This window comes from Ruegeria sp. AL7, assembly GCF_056536105.1.
Genome location: NZ_JBQFJF010000001.1, coordinates 1,532,103 through 1,551,206 on the forward strand (window position 1 = coordinate 1,532,103; position 19,104 = coordinate 1,551,206).

Annotated in this window: 20 protein-coding genes; 14 read left to right on the plus strand and 6 right to left on the minus strand. The window is 57.4% G+C overall.

Annotated features, from left to right (window positions below):
- Positions 1-20 precede the first annotated feature (20 nt).
- Positions 21-1,673, plus strand: coding sequence for a tetratricopeptide repeat-containing sulfotransferase family protein (locus ACR3E2_RS07605; protein ID WP_480484247.1), 1,653 nt, complete (start codon positions 21-23; stop codon positions 1,671-1,673).
- A gap of 63 nt (positions 1,674-1,736) precedes the next feature.
- Here ACR3E2_RS07605 and ACR3E2_RS07610 read toward each other — a convergent pair whose 3' ends face one another.
- The gene (locus ACR3E2_RS07610) at positions 1,737-3,314 is read right to left on the minus strand and encodes a bifunctional metallophosphatase/5'-nucleotidase (RefSeq protein ID WP_480484248.1); all 1,578 of its coding nucleotides are present in this window, start codon (positions 3,312-3,314) and stop codon (positions 1,737-1,739) included.
- Between the two features lie 107 nt (positions 3,315-3,421).
- Between ACR3E2_RS07610 and ACR3E2_RS07615 the strand changes: the two genes are divergently transcribed.
- The 4 genes from ACR3E2_RS07615 to arsC are packed head-to-tail and all read left to right on the plus strand — an operon-like array spanning position 3,422 to position 5,581.
- A complete protein-coding gene (locus tag ACR3E2_RS07615; RefSeq protein WP_480484249.1) occupies positions 3,422-3,760 on the plus strand; it encodes a DUF952 domain-containing protein in 339 nt (112 codons plus the stop codon).
- A complete protein-coding gene (locus ACR3E2_RS07620; protein ID WP_480484250.1) occupies positions 3,757-4,188 on the plus strand; it encodes a DUF1330 domain-containing protein in 432 nt (143 codons plus the stop codon). The genes ACR3E2_RS07615 and ACR3E2_RS07620 overlap by 4 nt, the downstream gene beginning before the upstream one ends.
- Entirely contained in the window at positions 4,185-5,243 is a 1,059-nt protein-coding gene (locus tag ACR3E2_RS07625) for a quinone-dependent dihydroorotate dehydrogenase (RefSeq protein WP_480484251.1), read from the plus strand. Before ACR3E2_RS07620 ends, ACR3E2_RS07625 begins: the two co-directional genes overlap by 4 nt.
- Positions 5,240-5,581, plus strand: a complete 342-nt coding sequence (arsC, locus tag ACR3E2_RS07630) for an arsenate reductase (glutaredoxin) (protein WP_480484252.1) — start codon at positions 5,240-5,242, stop codon at positions 5,579-5,581. The genes ACR3E2_RS07625 and arsC overlap by 4 nt, the downstream gene beginning before the upstream one ends.
- Here arsC and ACR3E2_RS07635 read toward each other — a convergent pair.
- The 3 genes from ACR3E2_RS07635 to ACR3E2_RS07645 are packed head-to-tail and all read right to left on the minus strand — an operon-like array spanning position 5,578 to position 7,836.
- Positions 5,578-6,894 (minus strand): MATE family efflux transporter, encoded by a 1,317-nt coding sequence (locus tag ACR3E2_RS07635; RefSeq protein ID WP_480484253.1) that lies wholly within the window; start codon positions 6,892-6,894, stop codon positions 5,578-5,580. The genes arsC and ACR3E2_RS07635 overlap by 4 nt on opposite strands.
- A gap of 2 nt (positions 6,895-6,896) precedes the next feature.
- Positions 6,897-7,415, minus strand: coding sequence for a PaaI family thioesterase (locus ACR3E2_RS07640; protein ID WP_480484254.1), 519 nt, complete (start codon positions 7,413-7,415; stop codon positions 6,897-6,899).
- A 1-nt stretch (position 7,416) separates the two neighbouring features.
- Positions 7,417-7,836 (minus strand): PaaI family thioesterase, encoded by a 420-nt coding sequence (locus tag ACR3E2_RS07645; protein WP_480473537.1) that lies wholly within the window; start codon positions 7,834-7,836, stop codon positions 7,417-7,419.
- Positions 7,837-7,951: 115 nt separating this feature from the next.
- Here ACR3E2_RS07645 and ACR3E2_RS07650 point away from each other — a divergent pair, with 115 nt between their 5' ends.
- The 8 genes from ACR3E2_RS07650 (at position 7,952) to ACR3E2_RS07685 (ending at position 15,907) form a co-directional block, all read left to right on the plus strand.
- Positions 7,952-8,320, plus strand: a complete 369-nt coding sequence (locus tag ACR3E2_RS07650; protein ID WP_480473538.1) for a MerR family transcriptional regulator — start codon at positions 7,952-7,954, stop codon at positions 8,318-8,320.
- A 270-nt stretch (positions 8,321-8,590) separates the two neighbouring features.
- Positions 8,591-8,992, plus strand: a complete 402-nt coding sequence (locus ACR3E2_RS07655) for a MerR family transcriptional regulator (protein ID WP_209503256.1) — start codon at positions 8,591-8,593, stop codon at positions 8,990-8,992.
- Positions 8,993-9,034: 42 nt separating this feature from the next.
- On the plus strand, positions 9,035-10,816 hold the full coding sequence (locus ACR3E2_RS07660) for an acyl-CoA dehydrogenase C-terminal domain-containing protein (RefSeq protein WP_480484255.1): 1,782 nt from the start codon (positions 9,035-9,037) through the stop codon (positions 10,814-10,816).
- 55 nt (positions 10,817-10,871) lie between these two features.
- Positions 10,872-11,084, plus strand: coding sequence for a hypothetical protein (locus ACR3E2_RS07665; protein WP_209503252.1), 213 nt, complete (start codon positions 10,872-10,874; stop codon positions 11,082-11,084).
- A 279-nt stretch (positions 11,085-11,363) separates the two neighbouring features.
- On the plus strand, positions 11,364-12,002 hold the full coding sequence (locus tag ACR3E2_RS07670) for a glutathione S-transferase family protein (RefSeq protein ID WP_480484256.1): 639 nt from the start codon (positions 11,364-11,366) through the stop codon (positions 12,000-12,002).
- A gap of 11 nt (positions 12,003-12,013) precedes the next feature.
- Positions 12,014-13,225, plus strand: a complete 1,212-nt coding sequence (locus ACR3E2_RS07675) for an acetyl-CoA C-acetyltransferase (protein ID WP_480484257.1) — start codon at positions 12,014-12,016, stop codon at positions 13,223-13,225.
- On the plus strand, positions 13,225-13,713 hold the full coding sequence (locus ACR3E2_RS07680; RefSeq protein WP_267364657.1) for a cupin domain-containing protein: 489 nt from the start codon (positions 13,225-13,227) through the stop codon (positions 13,711-13,713). Before ACR3E2_RS07675 ends, ACR3E2_RS07680 begins: the two co-directional genes overlap by 1 nt.
- Complete coding sequence (locus tag ACR3E2_RS07685) at positions 13,706-15,907, plus strand: 3-hydroxyacyl-CoA dehydrogenase NAD-binding domain-containing protein (RefSeq protein WP_480484258.1); 2,202 nt, start codon at positions 13,706-13,708, stop codon at positions 15,905-15,907. The genes ACR3E2_RS07680 and ACR3E2_RS07685 overlap by 8 nt, the downstream gene beginning before the upstream one ends.
- A gap of 56 nt (positions 15,908-15,963) precedes the next feature.
- Here the strand turns inward: ACR3E2_RS07685 and ACR3E2_RS07690 are convergent, their stop codons facing one another.
- On the minus strand, positions 15,964-16,737 hold the full coding sequence (locus ACR3E2_RS07690; RefSeq protein ID WP_480484259.1) for a Hint domain-containing protein: 774 nt from the start codon (positions 16,735-16,737) through the stop codon (positions 15,964-15,966).
- Positions 16,738-17,005: 268 nt separating this feature from the next.
- A complete protein-coding gene (locus ACR3E2_RS07695) occupies positions 17,006-17,941 on the minus strand; it encodes a DMT family transporter (protein ID WP_480484260.1) in 936 nt (311 codons plus the stop codon).
- 148 nt (positions 17,942-18,089) lie between these two features.
- Between ACR3E2_RS07695 and ACR3E2_RS07700 the strand changes: the two genes are divergently transcribed.
- Positions 18,090-19,103 (plus strand): hypothetical protein, encoded by a 1,014-nt coding sequence (locus tag ACR3E2_RS07700; protein WP_480484261.1) that lies wholly within the window; start codon positions 18,090-18,092, stop codon positions 19,101-19,103.
- The last annotated feature ends 1 nt before the right edge of the window (position 19,104 follow it).

Below are 19,104 nucleotides of genomic sequence, written 5' to 3' on the forward strand. Positions count from 1 at the left end.
ACAGGATCTCACGGGGTCACATGGAATACCAGACAACGCAATCCCTCAAGAGCAAAGCACTGGCGCTTCTGGAAGCAGGCAAGCTGCCGCAAGCTTTGAAAAAGGCCCAGCTGGGTGTCAAGAAATTCCCAAAAGACTCGGATTATCATGCCATCGCCGGCTTTGTTTTGACCGAGATGAAGCAATACAAGAAATCAATTCCGCATTTTGTTGAAGCCTCGCGGATGAAACCGGACGACCTGCAGTTTGTCGAAAACCTGGCGAATGCATTGATGCAGACCGGGCAAATTCCCAAAGCCCTGGACTATACCGAACAAAAGCTGGAGCAATTCCCCAACAACCAGGAATTGAACCGCGTGCTGGATGAAATTCACCTCAAAGGCACCAATTGGCGCATGATGATCGAACATGCGAGCAAGAAGCTGGAGAGCGATCCAGACAATGTGGACCTTCTTGCAAAACGTGCCAGAGCTTACGCCAATATCGGCTTTGACGATGAAAACTCGCGGGATGTCGCCCGCGCCTACGAGTTGGACCCCGAGAACACAAAGATTGCCCTTATTAAGTCTGTAAACCTTCACCAAACGGGTGAAAAGAACGAGTCCAAAGCAATACTGAGGCGCGTTCTTCAAAACGAACCCGAGCATATGTCGGCTTTGCTGCAATTATCGGCAATTGCAACCACAGAAGAAGCTCCGGAGCTGCTGGAAGCCGTTAATAAAGCCATCTCCGAAAAGGGAGATGATAAGCTGGAACTCCAGTTCGCCAAGGCGCATTTGATTTCAAAGTTAGACGGGTTGAATACCGCCATGCCGCATTATGCGCGGGCCAATGAAATTCAGCACCAAGGCAACCCCTATGTCCCGGCGGATGAAGAGGAAAAACTGTTCCGGATCACCAGCTTGTTCCCTGTCGATTCCGATGCACCAGAGTCCGGCTTTGCCGAGGGGCCAGCACCGATCTTTGTACTGGGTCAACCCCGCTCTGGCACGACATTGATGGAAATGATGCTGAGTTCAGCCCCCGGAATTTCCGGTTGCGGCGAACTGACTTTGGGGGCCGATCTGTCGCGTGAGTATGAGAAAAAAGGCCAGAAGTATGACGCTGCCAAAGCGTCCGAGCTCGCGCGGGAATTCCTCGAATTGATGCCGCCCATTCCGGGCGACTCTGTCGCCTTTGTCGATAAGATGCCGCACAATTATCAACGTATTGGATTCCTGCTGTCTGCCTTCCCAAAGGCAAAGATTATCAACATGCTGCGCGATCCGCGTGATGTTGGATTGTCCAAATGGATCAGATGTTTTCCTGCGGGCGGAATGCGCTATGCCTCGAATATGCAGGCCATCGCCCATTCGGCAAATATGTATCGTCGTTATATGGCGCATTGGGATGCCGTGTTCGGGAATCGTATTCTGACGGTACCTTACGAAGAACTGGTGGCCGACCCGAAAACCTACAGCCAGCAGGTCGCTGCGTTCTGCGATTTGGAGTGGACCGAAACGATGATGCACCCCGAGAAAAACACCAAACAGGTACGTACGGCAAGCATCGATCAGGTGCGCAACAAGATCTCGACCAAGTCTATTGGCGGTTGGCGCGGGGTTGCTGAGCACATCAAACCGATGCTGGACGGGTTCGATCCGAAACTCTGGCCGGAATATGATTTCAGCTGATCCGTTCCCAAACAAAAAAGCCGCATCACAGGGATGCGGCTTTTGTCTTTGTCGTAAACCAAGTTACTTCTGTTTGATACGCCCGTCTACATAGGGCTGATAGGGCGCATTTTCCGCCAGGTATTCCGCGGTGACATCCGCAAGGTCCGGGCCGAAGTCATAGGCGTTCTTGTCATCGCCTTCGAACATCTTGTACCCGTCACCACCGTTGCGGACGTAGTTGTTGGTGACGACCAGGTAGGTCTTGTTCGGGTCGATCGGAATAAAACCGTCACCCTCGGCAATCATCACCTCGCTGACGCGCCCCTCGTTCGGTGCCACGCTTGGGTCCCAGGTAAAGCTAAGACCGGCGACCTGCGGGAATCGGCCTTTCACTTCTTCCACCTGACTTACGCCATTTTCGAGTGCGTCAATGACACCCTGTCCGCTGATTTCAAAGGTCGACAGTGTATTCTGGAAAGGCAACACCGTCAGAACCTCGCCCATGGTAACATCACCGGGATCGATAGAAGCCCGCAACCCACCCGAGTTAGCAATGGCAATCTGAACGCCCTGATCCGCCACACGCGCCAGCATCGCATCCGCAACCAGGTTACCCATCTGGCATTCCTGCACGCGGCAAATTGAACGATCCCCTTCAATGGCTTCTGCAGCGCTTGCAACAACCTTGTTGCGGATTTCATCCAAAGGCACCGCCAGTTCCGCGATCCTGTCCAGCGCGGCCTGATCTTCGGTCACTGCGTTGTCCATAATCAAAGGCTCGCCAGCTGCCTCGATCACTTTGCCATCGTCATCGAAAGTGACGTTCAATTCGCCCAGAAACTTGCCATAAGCATAGGCCTGAACGATCTGTACGCCGTTTACCACTGTTGGGTACGGACCTGCCGCCTTATCCGACACATTCGAAAGATACGTGTTCGAATGCCCGCCGACGATCACGTCAACACCAGTCGTCTCTTGCGCGACACGCTGATCGACGCCATAGCCGGAATGGCTGAGAACGATGATCTTGTTGACACCCTCACCTGTCAGTTTATCGACTTCGGCCTGCACAGCTGGTACCGGGTCCGAGAACGTGACATTGGGGCCGGGCGAGGCAAGCTCATCCGTGTCGATTGGGGTCAGGCCGATCAAGCCGATCTTCTCGCCGCCTACTTCGATAACGGTCGATTTCTTGATCCTGTCGGTCAAAAGCTCTTCGTCGTGAATATCGGCGTTGGACATCAGGACCGGGAAGTCGACCGAGTCGATGAACCCCCGCAACACTTCGGGGCCGTCATCAAACTCGTGGTTGCCGACGGTCATGGCATTATAGCCCAGCTTGTTCATGAACTCGGCTGCGACCTTGCCCTTGTAATAGGTATAGAAAAGGGACCCCTGGAACTGGTCACCCCCATCCACCAGAATCGAATTTTCTGCCCGTGCGCGCGCGTCGGCAACTGCCGTTACAAGGCGCGCCGATCCGCCAAAGCATTTGCCTTCTGCATTGTCTTCCTCACCGCAACCGCTGTCGTATTTGTTGATCGGCTCAAAGCGCGAATGGAAATCGTTGGTGTGCAGAATTGTCAGCTTGTAATCGGCAGCTGCGGCACCCGCCGTCAGGCCCACCACCGCGACCGAAGTTAAAAATCGGGTCAACATCTTGGAACTCCCTGTTATTATTGCCGGGGATCGTGCGCTTATGTCGACCGAGAGTCAAAGGAGAAATCCAGCTTGATTCCAAGCGCCGTGCGGGGCATCAGGTCATCATGCTGATCTACAAGATTTTCCGAGCCGTCGAATGGGCTGAACTGCAAAGTCTGGGCGCCACAGACGGAGCACCCATTGACGTGTCAGACGGGTTTGTTCACTTTTCTACCTCTGAACAAGCTGCTGAAACCGCTGCCAAGCATTTTGCGGGCGTTGAAGGGCTTACGCTGTTGGCCTGTGATGCCGACGCCATGGGCGATGACCTGAAATGGGAAGTGTCGCGAGGAGACGCCCTGTTTCCACATCTGTATCGTCAGATCAGGTTAAGCGACGTTGTCTGGGCGCGACCCCTGCCTTTTGTCGGTACGGCACATCAGTTTCCCGGGGACATGGTATGATATCTTATGTCGATCCGGATCGCGCCCAGTTCGAGGCATTCAAGGCCCTGGACCGCGACCAGCCGATCGAGATGCTCAATCTGGTGAAGTTCCGCGCCGAGGCGCAGTATCCCAAATCACATGAATTGGCGGGCGCAGGGCTGACCGGGGCGCAGGCCTATCAGAAATACGGGATTGAAACCGCCCCAATCATTGGCCGTATCGGGGCAAGCATCCTATGGCGGGGTGTCTTTGAAACGACACTGATCGGACCGGCTGATGAGGTATGGGATGCCGTCTTTATCGCGCGCTATCCGACTGCATATGCGTTTCTTGAAATGGTGACTGATCCGGCCTACCGGGCGGCGGTGGTCCATCGGCAGGCTGCGGTAGAGACCTCGCGCCTGATCCGGTGCGGATCAAGCAAAAGCGGGAAAGCGTTCGGATGAAACTGACCGAGAAATTCGGGCTTGCAGCCCTGCACTGCATGGATCCCGAAACCGCCCACGGGATGTCGATCAGGGCTTTGAAGGCGGGGCTTGCGCCTGCGCCGGGGCCGGTGGCAACGCCGCGCCTGAAAACAAGCCTTGCCGGGTTGGACCTGCCGAATCCGGTAGGATTGGCCGCGGGCTTCGACAAGAACGGAGAAGTTCTGACGCCGCTGTCGCGCGCAGGGTTCGGTTTCATCGAAGTCGGGGCCGTCACACCGCGCCCGCAACCGGGAAACCCCAAACCACGCCTGTTTCGCCTGACCGAGGACAAGGCGGCGATCAACCGTTTTGGCTTTAACAACGAAGGCATGGAGGTGATGGCAAAACGGCTTGCTGATCGCCCCCAAAATGCGGTGATCGGCCTGAATCTGGGCGCCAACAAGGACAGCGAGGATCGCGCGGGTGATTTCGTAAAGGTGCTGGCGCATTGTGCCGCGCATTTGGATTTTGCCACGGTCAACGTGTCATCCCCAAATACGGAAAAGCTGCGGGATTTGCAGGGCAAGGCGGCGCTAAGCGCGCTTTTGAACGGTGTGATTGAAACCCGTGATGCGCTGCCTCGCCCGCTGCCCATCTTCCTGAAAATCGCGCCGGACCTGACCGATGCCGAGTTGCAGGACATTGCTGATGTTGCGCGCGAGACCCGTGTGGATGCCGTGATCGCCACCAACACCACCCTGTCGCGTGACGGGTTGCGCAGTTCGCACAAAGGTGAAACCGGCGGACTGTCCGGCGCACCGCTGTTCGAGAAATCAACACGTGTTCTGGCGCGGCTCAGCCAGTTGACCGGGGGTGACATTCCCCTGATCGGCGTCGGTGGCATCAGCAATGCGGAACAGGCCTATGCCAAGATCTGCGCCGGGGCATCTGCTGTGCAGTTCTATACGGCGATGGTGTATGGCGGCATTTCTCTGGCGGCTGACATTGCGAACGGGCTGGATGAACTGCTGGCCTGCGACGGCTTTGACAATGTGGCTCAGGCCGTCGGCAGCAAACGAGAGGACTGGCTATGATCGAATATTGGCACAACCCGCGCTGTTCAAAATCCCGCGCCGGTCTTGCATTGCTGGAAGAAAATGGTGCACGGGTCACGGTGCGCAAATATCTTGAGGATGCACCATCAATTGATGAGCTGCGAGCGGCACAATCCGCCTTGGGGCTTTCGCCCGTCGAGATGATGCGCACCGGAGAATCCCGGTTCAAGGAACTGGGGCTGACAAAGACCTCGCCAGACGACGCCCTGATCCGGGCCATGGCTGAAAACCCGATCCTGATTGAACGTCCGCTTGCCATTGCGGGGGATAAAGCCGCCATCGGGCGTCCACCGGAAAACCTTCTTGCGCTGCTCTAGGCCACCTGCGCCTCGAGCTTGGGATAGCGCCATCCTAAAGTCACGCCGCGCGCGATATTAAGCACCATCAACGCGGCCCACAGGCCGTGATTTCCGAAACTCGGCACCAGAATAAACAGCGCAACCAGATAGATCACAACCGATTGGAACATCGCGCTGCGCATTGCCCGGGTCCAGGTGGCGCCTATGTAGATTCCGTCAAACATCCAGCTTGCCACACCGATAACGGGTGCCAACGCGGCCCAGACAAGAAACTCGCGCCCGGCCTCGCGCACCTGCGGTGAGGTCGACATGAGGTCGATCAACGCCGGTCCGGCGACAAAGAAAACCGCACCCAGTAACAGGGCGCCCCCGACACCCCATTGCGAGGTCATGACAGACGCGCGGCGCACCTGATACCTGTCTCTGGCACCCACCGCGCTTCCGACCAGCGCCTCGGCGGAAAAGGCGAACCCGTCCAGCGCGAAAGCCGTGATTTCAAGAAACTGAAGCAAGACCTGATTGGCCGCCAGATTGACATCACCCAGATCCGAACCGACGAAAAGAAAGGTCGTGAAGGATCCGGTCAGCAAAACCGACCGGATCATGATATCGCCGTTGACCTGCAACATCCGGCGCAGTCGGGCAGCGTCAAATATGCGGGCCCAGTCACGCCAGATTCCGTCTTCGAACCCATCCCGACACAGCCAAAGGCCCAGCGCCAGACCTGTCCATTCCGCGATCAAAGTGGCTATGGCAACCCCTTCGACACCCCAGCCAAGACCAAGCACAAACCACAGGTCCAGAACGATGTTCAATCCGTTCATCCAGACCTGAAGAACAAAAACCCCACGCGTGCGTTCAACCGCAATCAACCATCCGGTAACCGCATAAAGCGCGATAGTTGCTGGCGCCCCCCAAATTCGAATCTCAAGATAGGCGCGGGCGAGCGTTTCGACCTCGGGGCTCGCCGGAGATAAAGCGAACGCACCCGCGAACACGGCCACTTGTGTAAGGATAAAGAACAGCCCAGCCGCGCCGCCAAGCATCAGGCCGCGCATCAGCAATGCCCGGGTTTCAACAGCGTCGCCTGCCCCGCGTGCCTGCGCCGCCATCCCGGTGGTTCCCATCCGCAAGAAACCGAAGATCCAGTAGATCGTTGACAGGATCACTGCACCGATCCCGACCGCACCAATAGGCGCAGCCTGCCCCAACTGGCCGACAACGCCGGTATCAACTGCCCCCAGAATCGGAACGGTGGCGTTCGACAGGACAATCGGCACAGCGATCTTCAGTACCCGTCGATGCGTGATGGGCGCCGAGGCGTCCTGCATGGTCAGCTCTTGCCCCGAGGCGGTTGCGGCATCAGGAAATGCCCGGAGGCCTGCGCAAACAGTTTCGCATGATTGTCCTGCCAGGCTTCAACCCGTACCGAGGCGTAACGCCGCCCGGACCGGCTGATAAACGCCCGCGCATAGGCGTCTCGCGGCAAGCCGGAACGCAGATAGTCGACGGTAAAGTCGATCGTCTTCGGAAACCGGATGCTTTCGTCTGACACGATGGCATCTGCATCGATCTCACCGTTTTCTATACTTGGGAATATGTGTTCCCAGCTCAGCGTGATAACGGCTGTCACTTCCAAAAAGGCAGCCGTCACGCCGCCATGAATTGCAGGCAGAAACGGATTGCCGATCAGCTTGTCATCGAAATTTAAAACGCCGGTCAGTTCATCCCCGCGCCTGTCAAAACTGATGTTCAGAAAACGTATATACGGTACGCCGTCGACAAGCGCACGCAGGGCTGCATCGCGGCGCTGCTTGACCACCTGCATCGGCTCGGGACGAGGTCTTGGCATATTACTTCCCTTCAACCGTAAAAGAGCCCGAGGCAGTCGCCACCGGCAGGTCCGTGTCGTTGTCCATTGCGGTGGCCCGCACGAAGGCAACGTTTCGCGTGATATGGTGACAGACGGCGTGCGCAGTAATCGTCTGACCTGGCGTCGCCGCGCGCATATAGTCTATCCGCAGATCGATTGTTGCGGTTCCTCCGGGGGCCGATGGGTGGCTCATCACCGCAGCACCACAACAGGTGTCCAGAATCGTGGATATCGCCCCCCCATGTATCACCCCTGTGCGCGGATCCCCGATCAGGTCTTCGTTGTAGGGCAAGGTTATCTCAGCCTCACCTTCGCCGATCTGCGTGAGCGTAAGGTTCAATGCCCGCGCATGGGGGATCGCCTCGATAAACTGGCGGGCTAAAACTGTCTTATCGACCATGGGTATGCGTCCTGTTCTCTGCACCGCCTTTATGAGCCGGTGTTCCGGTAAAGAGCAAGCCTGCCTGTTGCGCTTGGGATCGGGACCGCCTAGGTTGCTGACGAGGAGACCGGGAATGTCCAACAACCGTTTGTCATTCAAAGAAATGTGCGCCGAGTTTGACGTGACACCGCGCACCTTGCGCTACTACGAATATATCGAGCTTTTGCAACCGGACCGCGAAGGGCGTTCGCGCTTTTATGGGGCCCGGGAATGCGCGCGGATGAAACTGATCATGCGCGGCCGAAAGTTTGGTTTTCCTCTAGAAGAGATTCGCCAATGGCTACTGATCTATGAAGATCAGGGAAACGAGGCCCAGATGGCCACCTTTGTCGAAATGGCGGACCGCCAGATGAGTGAGCTTCAGCAGCAGCGCCAGCAGCTGGATGAGGCAATGGACGAACTCAAAAGCCTGCGCAACCAAACGGCCAAGTCGCTGGAATAACCTTTTCCGATATTTCATAACTAAGCATTGCAGGTGGCAGAACCTGTCAAAACCGGTGCGCATCCCCTTCAAGGCACCCGTTTATTCATGCCGGAAATTAGTTGACGTAACGGTAACAAAATTACGCCGGAAGCTGCTTACGTGCACGGATGTTACGTCAACTTAAAAGTGACGCAGCGTCTGGATTACGTAAACGTCACTCACATGTTGTAAAGCGCCCACCAACTGCGCAATTCATGTCTCATGACGCCAGTGACGAGAGTATGACGAATGACCGAAGATGTGATGACCATTCGCGAGATGTGCGAGACCTATGATGTCACACCACGCACCTTGCGGTTCTATGAGGCAAAGGAACTACTGTTCCCGATCCGCGAAGGCCAAAAACGTCTGTTCACCAAACGTGACCGGGCGCGGCTGAAGCTGATCCTGCGCGGCAAAAGATTCGGGTTCAGCCTCGAGGAAATTCGACAGCTGCTGGATCTCTACCATGTGGGCGATCAACAGGTCACCCAGATGAATCGCACATATGAAATCGCGTGCGAGCGTCTGGCTGACATGGAATCGCGCCGCGAAGAGCTGACGCAGGCCATCGACGATCTGAAAGAGCAGTTGCGCTGGGGCGAGAAAGTCATCGCCTCGATGAAACAGGAAAAGAAGGCGGCCGAGTAACCTCGCCCTGCCTTCCGGACATATGAATTAAGGGAGCTTCACATGCCCGTTTACAACGCGCCAACCAAAGACATGCAGTTCATTCTGCACGATGTTCTGAAAGTCTCGCAGTCGGACATCCCCGGCTATGACGAACTGGAGCCCGAATTCACCGGCGCAGTTCTGGAAGAAGCAGGCAAGGTTGCCACCAACGTCCTGCATCCTTTGAACGTTGTTGGTGACACCGAAGGGTGCCGGTTGGAAAACGGCATTGTGTACACCCCTACCGGGTTCAAAGACGCCTTCGAGCAGATGAAGGAAGGTGGCTGGACTGGCCTCGACATGCCGGAAGAGTATGGTGGCCAGAACATGCCTTACGTGATCGGCACAGCCGTGGGTGAGATGTTCTCGGGCTCCAACCAGGCTTTCACCATGTATCAGGGCCTGACCCATGGCGCAGCCTCGGCCATTCTGGCGCACGGGACAGACGAGCAGAAGAACAAATACCTGCCCAACATGGTCAGCTGTGAATGGACCGGCACCATGAACCTGACCGAACCACATTGTGGCACCGATCTGGGCCTGATGCGCACCAAGGCAGAACCGCAGGGTGACGGCAGCTACAAGATCTCCGGCCAGAAGATCTTTATCTCGGCTGGCGACCACGACATGGCAAACAACATCGTCCACCTGGTGCTGGCCAAGATCCCAGGCGGCCCCGAGGGCATCAAAGGCGTGTCGCTGTTCATTGTGCCCAAGTTCATTGTGAACGAAGACGGCAGCCTGGGCGAGCGCAACGGCGTATCGGTCGGCAAGATCGAAGAGAAAATGGGCATCCACGGCAACTCGACCTGCGTCATGAACTATGACGAAGCCACTGGCTGGCTGCTGGGCGAAGAGCACAAGGGCATGCGCGCCATGTTCACCATGATGAACGAAGCGCGTCTGGGGGTGGGCATGCAGGGCCTGTCGCAAGCCGAAGCGGCCTATCAGAATGCTCTGGAATACGCCAAGGACCGTTTGCAGGGTCGCGATGTGACCGGTGTCAAGAACCCGGATGGTCCGGCCGATCCTCTGATCGTGCATCCTGATATCCGTCGCAACCTGATGGATCAGAAAAGCTTTACCGAAGGCGCGCGCGCGTTCATCCTTTGGGGCGCGACCATGATCGACAAGGCGCACCGCGCGGGAGACAAGGATGCGGACGGGCTGATCTCGCTGCTGACCCCGGTCATCAAAGGCTTCCTGACCGACGAAGGCTACGACATGACCGTTCAGGCGCAGCAGGTCTATGGTGGCCATGGCTACATCGAAGAATGGGGCATGTCGCAATATACCCGCGACGCCCGCATCGCGATGATCTACGAAGGTGCAAATGGCGTTCAGGCGCTTGATCTTGTGGGTCGCAAGCTGGCGCAGGATGGCGGCAAGCACGTCATGGCGTTCTTCGAGATGGTCAAAACCTTCTGCAAGGAAAACGCGGGCCAGAACGAAGCATACGACAAGGCGTTCATCGAACCGCTGAAAGCCGCATCCAAGGATCTTCAGGCCGCTGGCATGTATTTCATGCAGGAAGGCATGAAGAACCCGAATAACGCATTGTCCGGTTCCTATGACTTTATGCACATGTTCGGCCATGTTTGCCTGGGCCTGATGTGGGCGCAAATGGCGAAAGCGGCTCAGGAAGCGCTGGATGGTGGAGCCTCGGACAAAGAATTCTACGAGACCAAGATTGCCACCGGCCGTTTCTACATGGCCCGCCGCCTGCCCGCGACAGCGATGCATCTGGCGCGAATCCAGACCGGCGCGGACACGGTAATGGCACTGGACGCGGCGAACTTCTGATCTCAGTCTGGGTCCGGGCAACACCGCCCGGACCCAGCTTACCGGAGGAGACCAAATGCCAAAACGTTTTCGCCTGACCCGCCGCTTTCCGGTTGCGATGACTGAAGATGGGTATCGCAAACTCAAGGCGTTCGCGCGTGATGCCGGTCTGGACGAAGGTGAGGCGCTGTCTTTCTTGTTCGAGAATTTCAACAGCGTGATTGATGAGGAGAACCTGACCCACCGCCTGCGCATCTTCAATTCCGAACTTGAGGCACGGAAGAGGTGAACTGCTGCGGAGAAAACTCAACGGCGACTTTAATTTGAATGCCGGACGCCTCCGGCGGGAGTATTTGTGAAAAGATGAAGCGGCGATGCGTCCCTGCCACCGGGCACACTCGCCATCAGGACAGGAACGACTTCACCTTTTGCGGTCATCGGCTCTCCAGCCTGTACCGCACGACCACTGAATACGAAGATGGTTGATGAAACGTTACCTACTGCCCTTCATCTTTTCAAAAATACTCAAATCCGGCCTAGCCACATGCGCCTTGGGAGGGGCGAGCACATGACCATCAAACTTCATTGCTTCGGAGAAAGTGGAAACAGCTACAAGGCTGCTTTGGCTCTGGAAATGTCCGGTTTGGAGTGGGAACCGGTCTTTGTCGATTTCTTCAAAGGTGTAACCCGCACGCCGGAATATCGTGCTGACGTAAACGAGTTGGGTGAAGCACCAGTTCTGGTCGATGGAGATTTTCACACCAGCCAATCCGGTGCGATTCAGGCCTATGTCACGGAGAAATCCGGCAAGTTCGGTGGCAAGGACCGGGAAGAAGACTACGATATTCTGCGTTGGGTTTTGTGGGACAATCACAAACTCAGCTCAATGGCAGGTTTGACGCGGTTCCTGATCAATTTCCTACCCGAGCAGCACCGCAACCCTGATGTCATTGCATTCAATAAAGGGCGTTTGAAGGCAGCTTATGAGATCCTGAACAACCACCTGGACGGCCGCGACTGGATCGTTGGTGATGGTGTGACCAACGCCGACCTTAGCTGCTGCGGCTATCTGTATTACCCTGAACCATTCGGTTTTGACCGTGCCGACTGGCCCCATATCGACGCCTGGCTGACCCGCTTGTCCGAACAGCCCGGTTGGAAGCACCCCTATGACCTGATGCCCGGCAACCCGTCGGATCGAGCTTGAGGAGAAAACCCATGACCGAAGCCTATATCTATGACGCCCTGCGCACGCCGCGCGGCAAGGGCCGCAAGGATGGCAGCCTGCACGAGGTAACCTCGGTGCGCCTGTCCGCCCTGACCCTGAACGCGGTGAAAGAGCGCAACAACCTGGAAGGTCACGCCGTCGAAGACGTGATCTGGGGAAACGTCACGCAAGTGATGGAGCAAGGCGGCTGTCTGGCGCGCTCGGCCGTTCTGGCATCCGACCTCGACCAGTCGATCCCGGGCTTGGCGATCAACCGTTTCTGCGCCTCGGGCATGGAAGCCGTGAACCTGGCCGCAAACCAGGTGAAAGGCGGCGCGGGCGATGCCTATATTGCAGGCGGTGTCGAGATGATGGGGCGCGTGGCCATGGGCAGCGACGGTGCAGCAATCGCTGTTGACCCCTCGCTGGCGATGGAGACCTATTTCGTGCCTCAGGGCATCTCGGCCGACATCATCGCGACCGAGTATGGCTTTACCCGTGATGACGCGGATGCGCTGGCGGTTGAATCGCAAAGACGTGCGGCGGCAGCATGGGCCGACAACCGGTTTGAAAAATCCGTGATCACCGTCAAGGATCAAAACGGTCTGACCATTCTGGACCGCGATGAATACATGCGTCCGGGCACCGATATGCAAAGCCTCGGCGCTTTGAACCCGTCATTCGCTATGATGGGCGAACAGATGCCTGGCTTCGACAAGGTTGCGATGCTGAAATACCCCCATCTTGAGCGCGTGAACCACATCCACCACGCCGGCAACAGCTCGGGCATCGTGGACGGAGCCGCTGCTGTTCTGATCGGCAACAAGGAATTTGGCGAGAAATACGGCCTCAAGCCGCGTGCCCGCATCAAAGCAACCGCCAAGATTGGCACTGATCCGACCATCATGCTGACTGGCCCGGTTCCGGTGACCGAGAAGATTTTGGCCGACAATGGCATGAAGATCAGCGATCTGGACTTGTTTGAAGTGAACGAAGCTTTCGCCTCGGTCGTGCTGCGGTTCCAGCAGGCATTTGATGTCGATCCCGCACTGGTCAACGTCAACGGTGGCTCGATCGCGATGGGTCACCCGCTGGGTGCCACGGGTGCAATGATTATCGGCACGCTGCTGGATGAACTTGAGCGTCAGGACAAGGAAACCGGTCTGGCCACGCTTTGCATTGCATCCGGCATGGGTGCGGCAACCATTATCGAGCGTGTCTGATGCCTAAGCTGGATCTTTCTCAGATCCCGTTTCAGGGCGGCTCGGCCTATCCCGGCAAGCTGGCCGAAGCGACCACAGGTCGCTTTGCGCAGCGCGTGGGCGATGCGGGCGGGCTGACCCAATACGGGGTCAACATCGTGCGGCTGGATCCGCAGGGCCTGTCATCGCTGCGCCATTACCACATGAAGCAGGACGAGTTTGCCATCATCCTCAGCGGCTCGTGCACGCTGGTCGATGATGATGGCGAGCACGAGATGCAGCCCGGCGATTGCGCCGCCTGGCCCGCAGGTGAGGCCAACGGCCATCACCTTGTGAACAACACCGATGCGCCCATGACCTTTCTGGTGGTGGGCACACGGACCCCGACCGAGACCGGCTATTACAGCGACATGGACATGATGGTGAAGGTTGATGAGAACGGATTCTCCTTCACCCGCAAGGATGGCAGCCCGCTGACGGCTGACCAGATTGGAGATGACAATGACTGATTTCACTCTGAGCAAAGACGCAGACGGCGTCGCCACGATCACCTGGGACGTGCCCGGGAAGACCATGAACGTGATGTCCTTTGACGGGCTGGCAGAATTGAGCGATTGCATCGATCAGGCGCTGGCCGATGACGAGGTTAAAGGCATCGTCATCACCAGCGGCAAGGAGGGGTCCTTTGCTGGCGGCATGGACCTGAACCTGCTGGCCGTGATGAAAGAACAGGCCGGTGACGATCCCGCCAAGGGCCTGTTCGAAGGTACGATGCAGATGCATGCGCTGCTCCGTAAGATCGAGCTGGCGGGCATGGATCCCAAGACAAAGAAAGGCGGCAAGCCGATTGCCACCGCCCTGCCCGGCACCGCTGCGGGTATCGGGATGGAACTGCCGCTGTCCACGCATCGCATCTTTGCCGCCGAAAACCCCAAGGCCAAATACGGCCTGCCAGAGATCATGGTCGGCATCTTTCCCGGCGCGGGTGGCACCACCCGGATGGTCCGCAAGGTGGGCGCGATTGCCGCCGCACCCCTGCTGCTCGAAGGCAAGATGCTGGACGTCAAGAAGGCGAAAGGCGCGGGCTACATCGACGAGATTGCCGCTGACCCGGTTACAGCCGCGAAAGATTGGGTGCTGAACGCCAAGGAAGGCGATCTCGTCAAGCCTTGGGATGCCAAGGGCTACAAGATGCCCGGCGGCGCGCCCTACCACCCGGCGGGCTTCATGAACTTCGTCGGTGCCTCGGCGATGGTCAACGGCAAGACCCAAGGGGCTTTCCCGGCAGCCAAGGCTCTGCTGAGCGCGGTTTACGAAGGCGCTCTGGTGGATTTCGACACCGCGCTGAAAATCGAAGCGCGCTGGTTCACGTCCGTGCTGATGAACCCTTCGTCAGGTGCGATGATCCGGTCGCTGTTCCTGAACAAGGAAGCACTGGAAAAAGGAGCCGTGCGCCCCGCTGGTGTCCCGGACCAGTCAGTCAAGAAGATCGGCGTTCTGGGCGCGGGCATGATGGGGGCTGGTATCGCTCTGGTATCGGCGCAGGCCGGTATGGAAGTGGTTCTGATCGACCGCGACCAGGAGGCTGCCGACAAAGGCAAAGCCTATACCGAGACCTATCTGGACAAAGGCATGAAGCGCGGCAAGGTCACGGCTGAGAAAAAAGAGGCCATGCTGGGTCGCATCACCGCGACGCCGGATCTGGACAACCTGAAAGGGTGTGACCTGATCATCGAAGCGGTCTTTGAAGACATGGGCGTCAAGGCTGAGATGACCAAGAAGGTCGAGGCGATCATCCCCGAAGACTGTATCTTTGCGTCGAATACCTCAACCTTGCCGATCAGCGATCTGGCCAAAGCCTCGGTACGGGCTGACCAATTCATCGGCATTCACTTCTTCTCACCGGTCGAAAAGATGTTCCTGGTCGAGATCATCAAGGGCAAGGAAACCGGGGATCGTGCAGTGGCCAAGGCGCTGGACTATGTGCGTCAGATCCGCAAGACCCCGATCGTGGTCAACGATGCGCGTTTCTTCTACGCAAACCGCTGCATCATTCCATACATTAACGAAGGTGCGCGCATGGTCACTGAAGGCGTCAGCCCCATTTTGATCGACAACGCCGCGCGGCAATTGGGTTTCCCGGTCGGCCCGATCCAGCTGACCGACGAAACCTCGATTGATCTGGGTGCCAAGATCGCCCGCGCGACAAAGGCGGCGATGGGCGATGCCTATCCGGAAAGCCCCTCGGACGATCTGATCTTCTGGATGGAGGAACAGGGCCGTCTGGGTCGCAAGGCAAATGCCGGATTCTTCGACTATGACGAGAAGGGCAAGCGCGTCGAATACTGGAAGGGCCTGCAAGAGAAGTATCCGCTTGCCGATGACCAGCCTGACCTGATCGAAGTGCAGGAACGTCTGATGTTTGCTCAGGTTCTGGAAGCCGTCCGCGCACTGGAAGAGGGTGTTCTGGAAGACATCCGCGAGGGCGATGTCGGTGCAATTCTGGGCTGGGGCTTTGCCCCGTGGTCGGGTGGTCCGTTCAGCTGGCTGGACATCATCGGCACACCCTATGCGGCCGAGCGTTGTGATCAATTGGCCGAGACATACGGTGAACGCTTTGCCTGCCCGCCACTGCTGCGCGAGATGGCAGAAAAAGGTCAGAGCTTCTACGGTCGCTTCAACCCCGAAGCAAAGGCCGCTTAATCCAATGATGCGGGCGCATGTCACCATGCGCCCGCATCGTTCTTGTCAGTGTTTGGTTAGATCTGCCATTCGGGCCGCAGGAACAGAACCGGCGCGCTTGGGCGTCCCGGTCGACCCGGTCGCCTGACCCCAAATGGCGGGCGGATCGGAAATATCGGTTCCTGGGGAATGGGTGCAGGCAGCGCACCCAATGGGTTGGCAAGGGCCGACATATCACCCCTGCTTATAAGTGTATGGATCAGGTCGGAGGCGACCTCTTCGGTCGCGACTTCATACCGTGTTCCTGTCGTTGCGCCGCGCATATTGAAGCGACCGGACGCGCAATAAGCCTGCAATCCGCCTTCGACAAAGATCACCTGATCATCATCAAAAAACAGGGAAAACACTTCAAAAGACGACCCCGGTGCCTGTGACGTCAGGCGACCGGCACCGTTCAGCAAACGCGCGGGCACCACCGAAGGCGCATCGGCCGTGACATTGATCCGGGACAGGTTCAGCGCCATGCCCTGTTCGGGCATCAACCAGACAGGTCGCCCGTTATATACGGCGCGGGCAGGCACGAGGACCGGCAGGAATTCGACCCGGCGTTCATCGGCCGGAATGACGACAACGCTTATCGAGATGCGCCGCACCTCTTTGAACCCGTGATCGAGGGTTCGAACCAAATCACCTACCGTGATCCGTTCGACCGGCTTCCACCCGGCTGTCGTGGCAATCTTGGTGCCGTGCAAAAACCCGCCACGGCGCGCATTTACCGCCTGTTTTTTGTTGGTTCGATCAACTTCTGGCAGCTGATCCAGATAAACAGAAATACTTGTTACTTCGGACACGTGCCTTACCCCCTTTTGGCACAAAACATTTATGCCAATGAGCTAACACCAAAAATCCAGCCCGTCACATTTCAGACATATTTGCGCCCAATTTTGACCAATTCCGCGTAATTGCCGATGGTTTTCGTGGACACTCCAGGACTCTCATCCGACATTTTTGCCATTTCTGAAACGAATGCCTTTTGTCGATCCACCGAATCCACGGCGTTTCACCGGATACGGAAGTAACGAAACGGTGTGGCTTAGGCGTGCATACGACCCAATAGCGTCAGGCGACTTTTTGCTGTTCAGAGGATCGGCTGGCGCGCCACCCCAGCAACAGACCCGCTGCCGCAATCATAAGGATGCCCGAAATCTGAAAGGCGCCAATGGTTTGCCCAAAGGCCACAAATGCGAAGAGCGGGCCGAAGATCATGACAGAATACTCGAACACCGCCACATAAGACGGCTCACCCACTTGATATGCCTTGATCAGCATGAAAACCGCGATTGTTGAACCGACAGCCTGAGTAACCAACCACGGTATGGCAGGTCCCATATCCCAGACCCACCCACGCGTAACAAACCCCTCGGCACCGTCTGCCGTAACAACCGGCGAGATTGTCAGGAACGTGACCCCCAACGCCCCGGCCAGACCCATTGTTATGACCATGACAGCCAGCATGGCCACAGTGCTTTCCCGCGAACAATGCGTACGCGTTAGGATCGAACTGAAGGCATAGAAAAACCCCGCCGCCACAGGCACCAACGTACGCAGGTCGAAATCGCTGGGGTTTGGCTGCAACACCAGAAGGATGCCGGTAAATCCAATCAGCACGGCCAGTATGCGCCACGGCCCTATCGATTGTCTGAGCACCAGAGAGGAGATTAACAGCACAAAAATCGGTGATGTGAACAACCCTGCCAGCGCCTGCGCAATTGGCATCATGGCAAGGGATGCAAAATAAAAGAACATTGCTGTGGTGATCAGGGCGCTGCGCAAAATGACAGGTCCCCATCGCACAGGCCGCAGCCTACCCAGCCCCAGAAACGACAGGCCGACGATCAGCGGCAGCATCAAAAGCGCACGGGTCATATGAAACTGCCACAGCCCGACGGTTTCGGCCAATAGGATCACAACATTGTCGATAACGCCGACAATTGCCATCGCACTGACCATCAGGGCCGAAGCCAGCACAGCAGAAGATGAGGAATGCGCCTGCATGAAGTCGTGTCCTGATTGTGATCGTGGACCGACAGTCTCGATCCTTTCGGGTATCCAGCACAATTCGCAATGACTGCGCAACAGGTTTGCGCCCTGCGATTTCACCATGCTAAGCTGCAGCAAAACAAACTCGAGCAGACCCACCCAGATGACGGCCCTGAAACAGTACCAGCGGATCGAAGCCACCGGTCTGTGGCGCCCTTCGCCCGATGAACAGCGGCGCGAGGTTGTGGTGTCTATCGGTGAAGCCACCCTGACCATTTCCGATTTCAATGACAGGGCGCTGACCCACTGGTCGCTGGCAGCACTTGAACGCCAGAACCCTGGTTCCTTTCCGGCCATATTCAACCCGGACGGTGATCCGGATGAAACGCTTGAGCTGGCCGAATCCGAAACCACGATGCTTGAAGCGATCGACCGATTGCAGCGCGCTATTGATCGGTCCCGCCCCCACCCGGGGCGTTTGCGCTGGCTGAGTGTCGGAGGCGTCGTGGCCGCTGTGCTGGCCCTGTTGCTGTTCTGGCTGCCCGGTGCGCTGCAAAACCATGTTGTCTCGGTCGTGCCCCAGGTCAAGCGGCAAGAGATCGGCGATATGATCCTGCATCGGATCGAGCGCGTCTCGGGCCGGGCCTGTACGTCGCGGGATGCTCGGGATTCATTGGAACAGCTGGCCCGGCGCACTGGCGTACGGCAGATCATCATTCTGCCAGCAGGCGTTCAAGACAGCCTCAGCTTGCCTGGCGGCACTGTCCTGCTCAGCCGTGCTTTGGTCGAGGATTACGAAGATCCTGCCGTTGCAGCGGGTTATGTGATTGCAGAACGGGCGCGGGCCGCGCAAAAGGATCCGCTTGATGACCTGCTGGACAGAACCGGCGCGACCTCAGCCTTTAGGCTGCTGACAACCGGCGGACTGACGCCCGAGATTATCGACACATATACCGAGCAGGTCCTGTCACAGCCCCGTCCGGCCATTTCTGACGATGACGTGCTGGCGATGTTCTCGCAAAGCGCGCTTCCCTCAACCCCCTACGCCTATGCCCGTGATGTGACCGGCGAAACGGTTCTTGGCCTGATCGAAGCGGATCCAATGGCGGGAAGGGCGCTGGAACAGGTGCTGCCGGACCGCGACTGGGTACGGCTACAGAATATTTGCGGCGAATAAA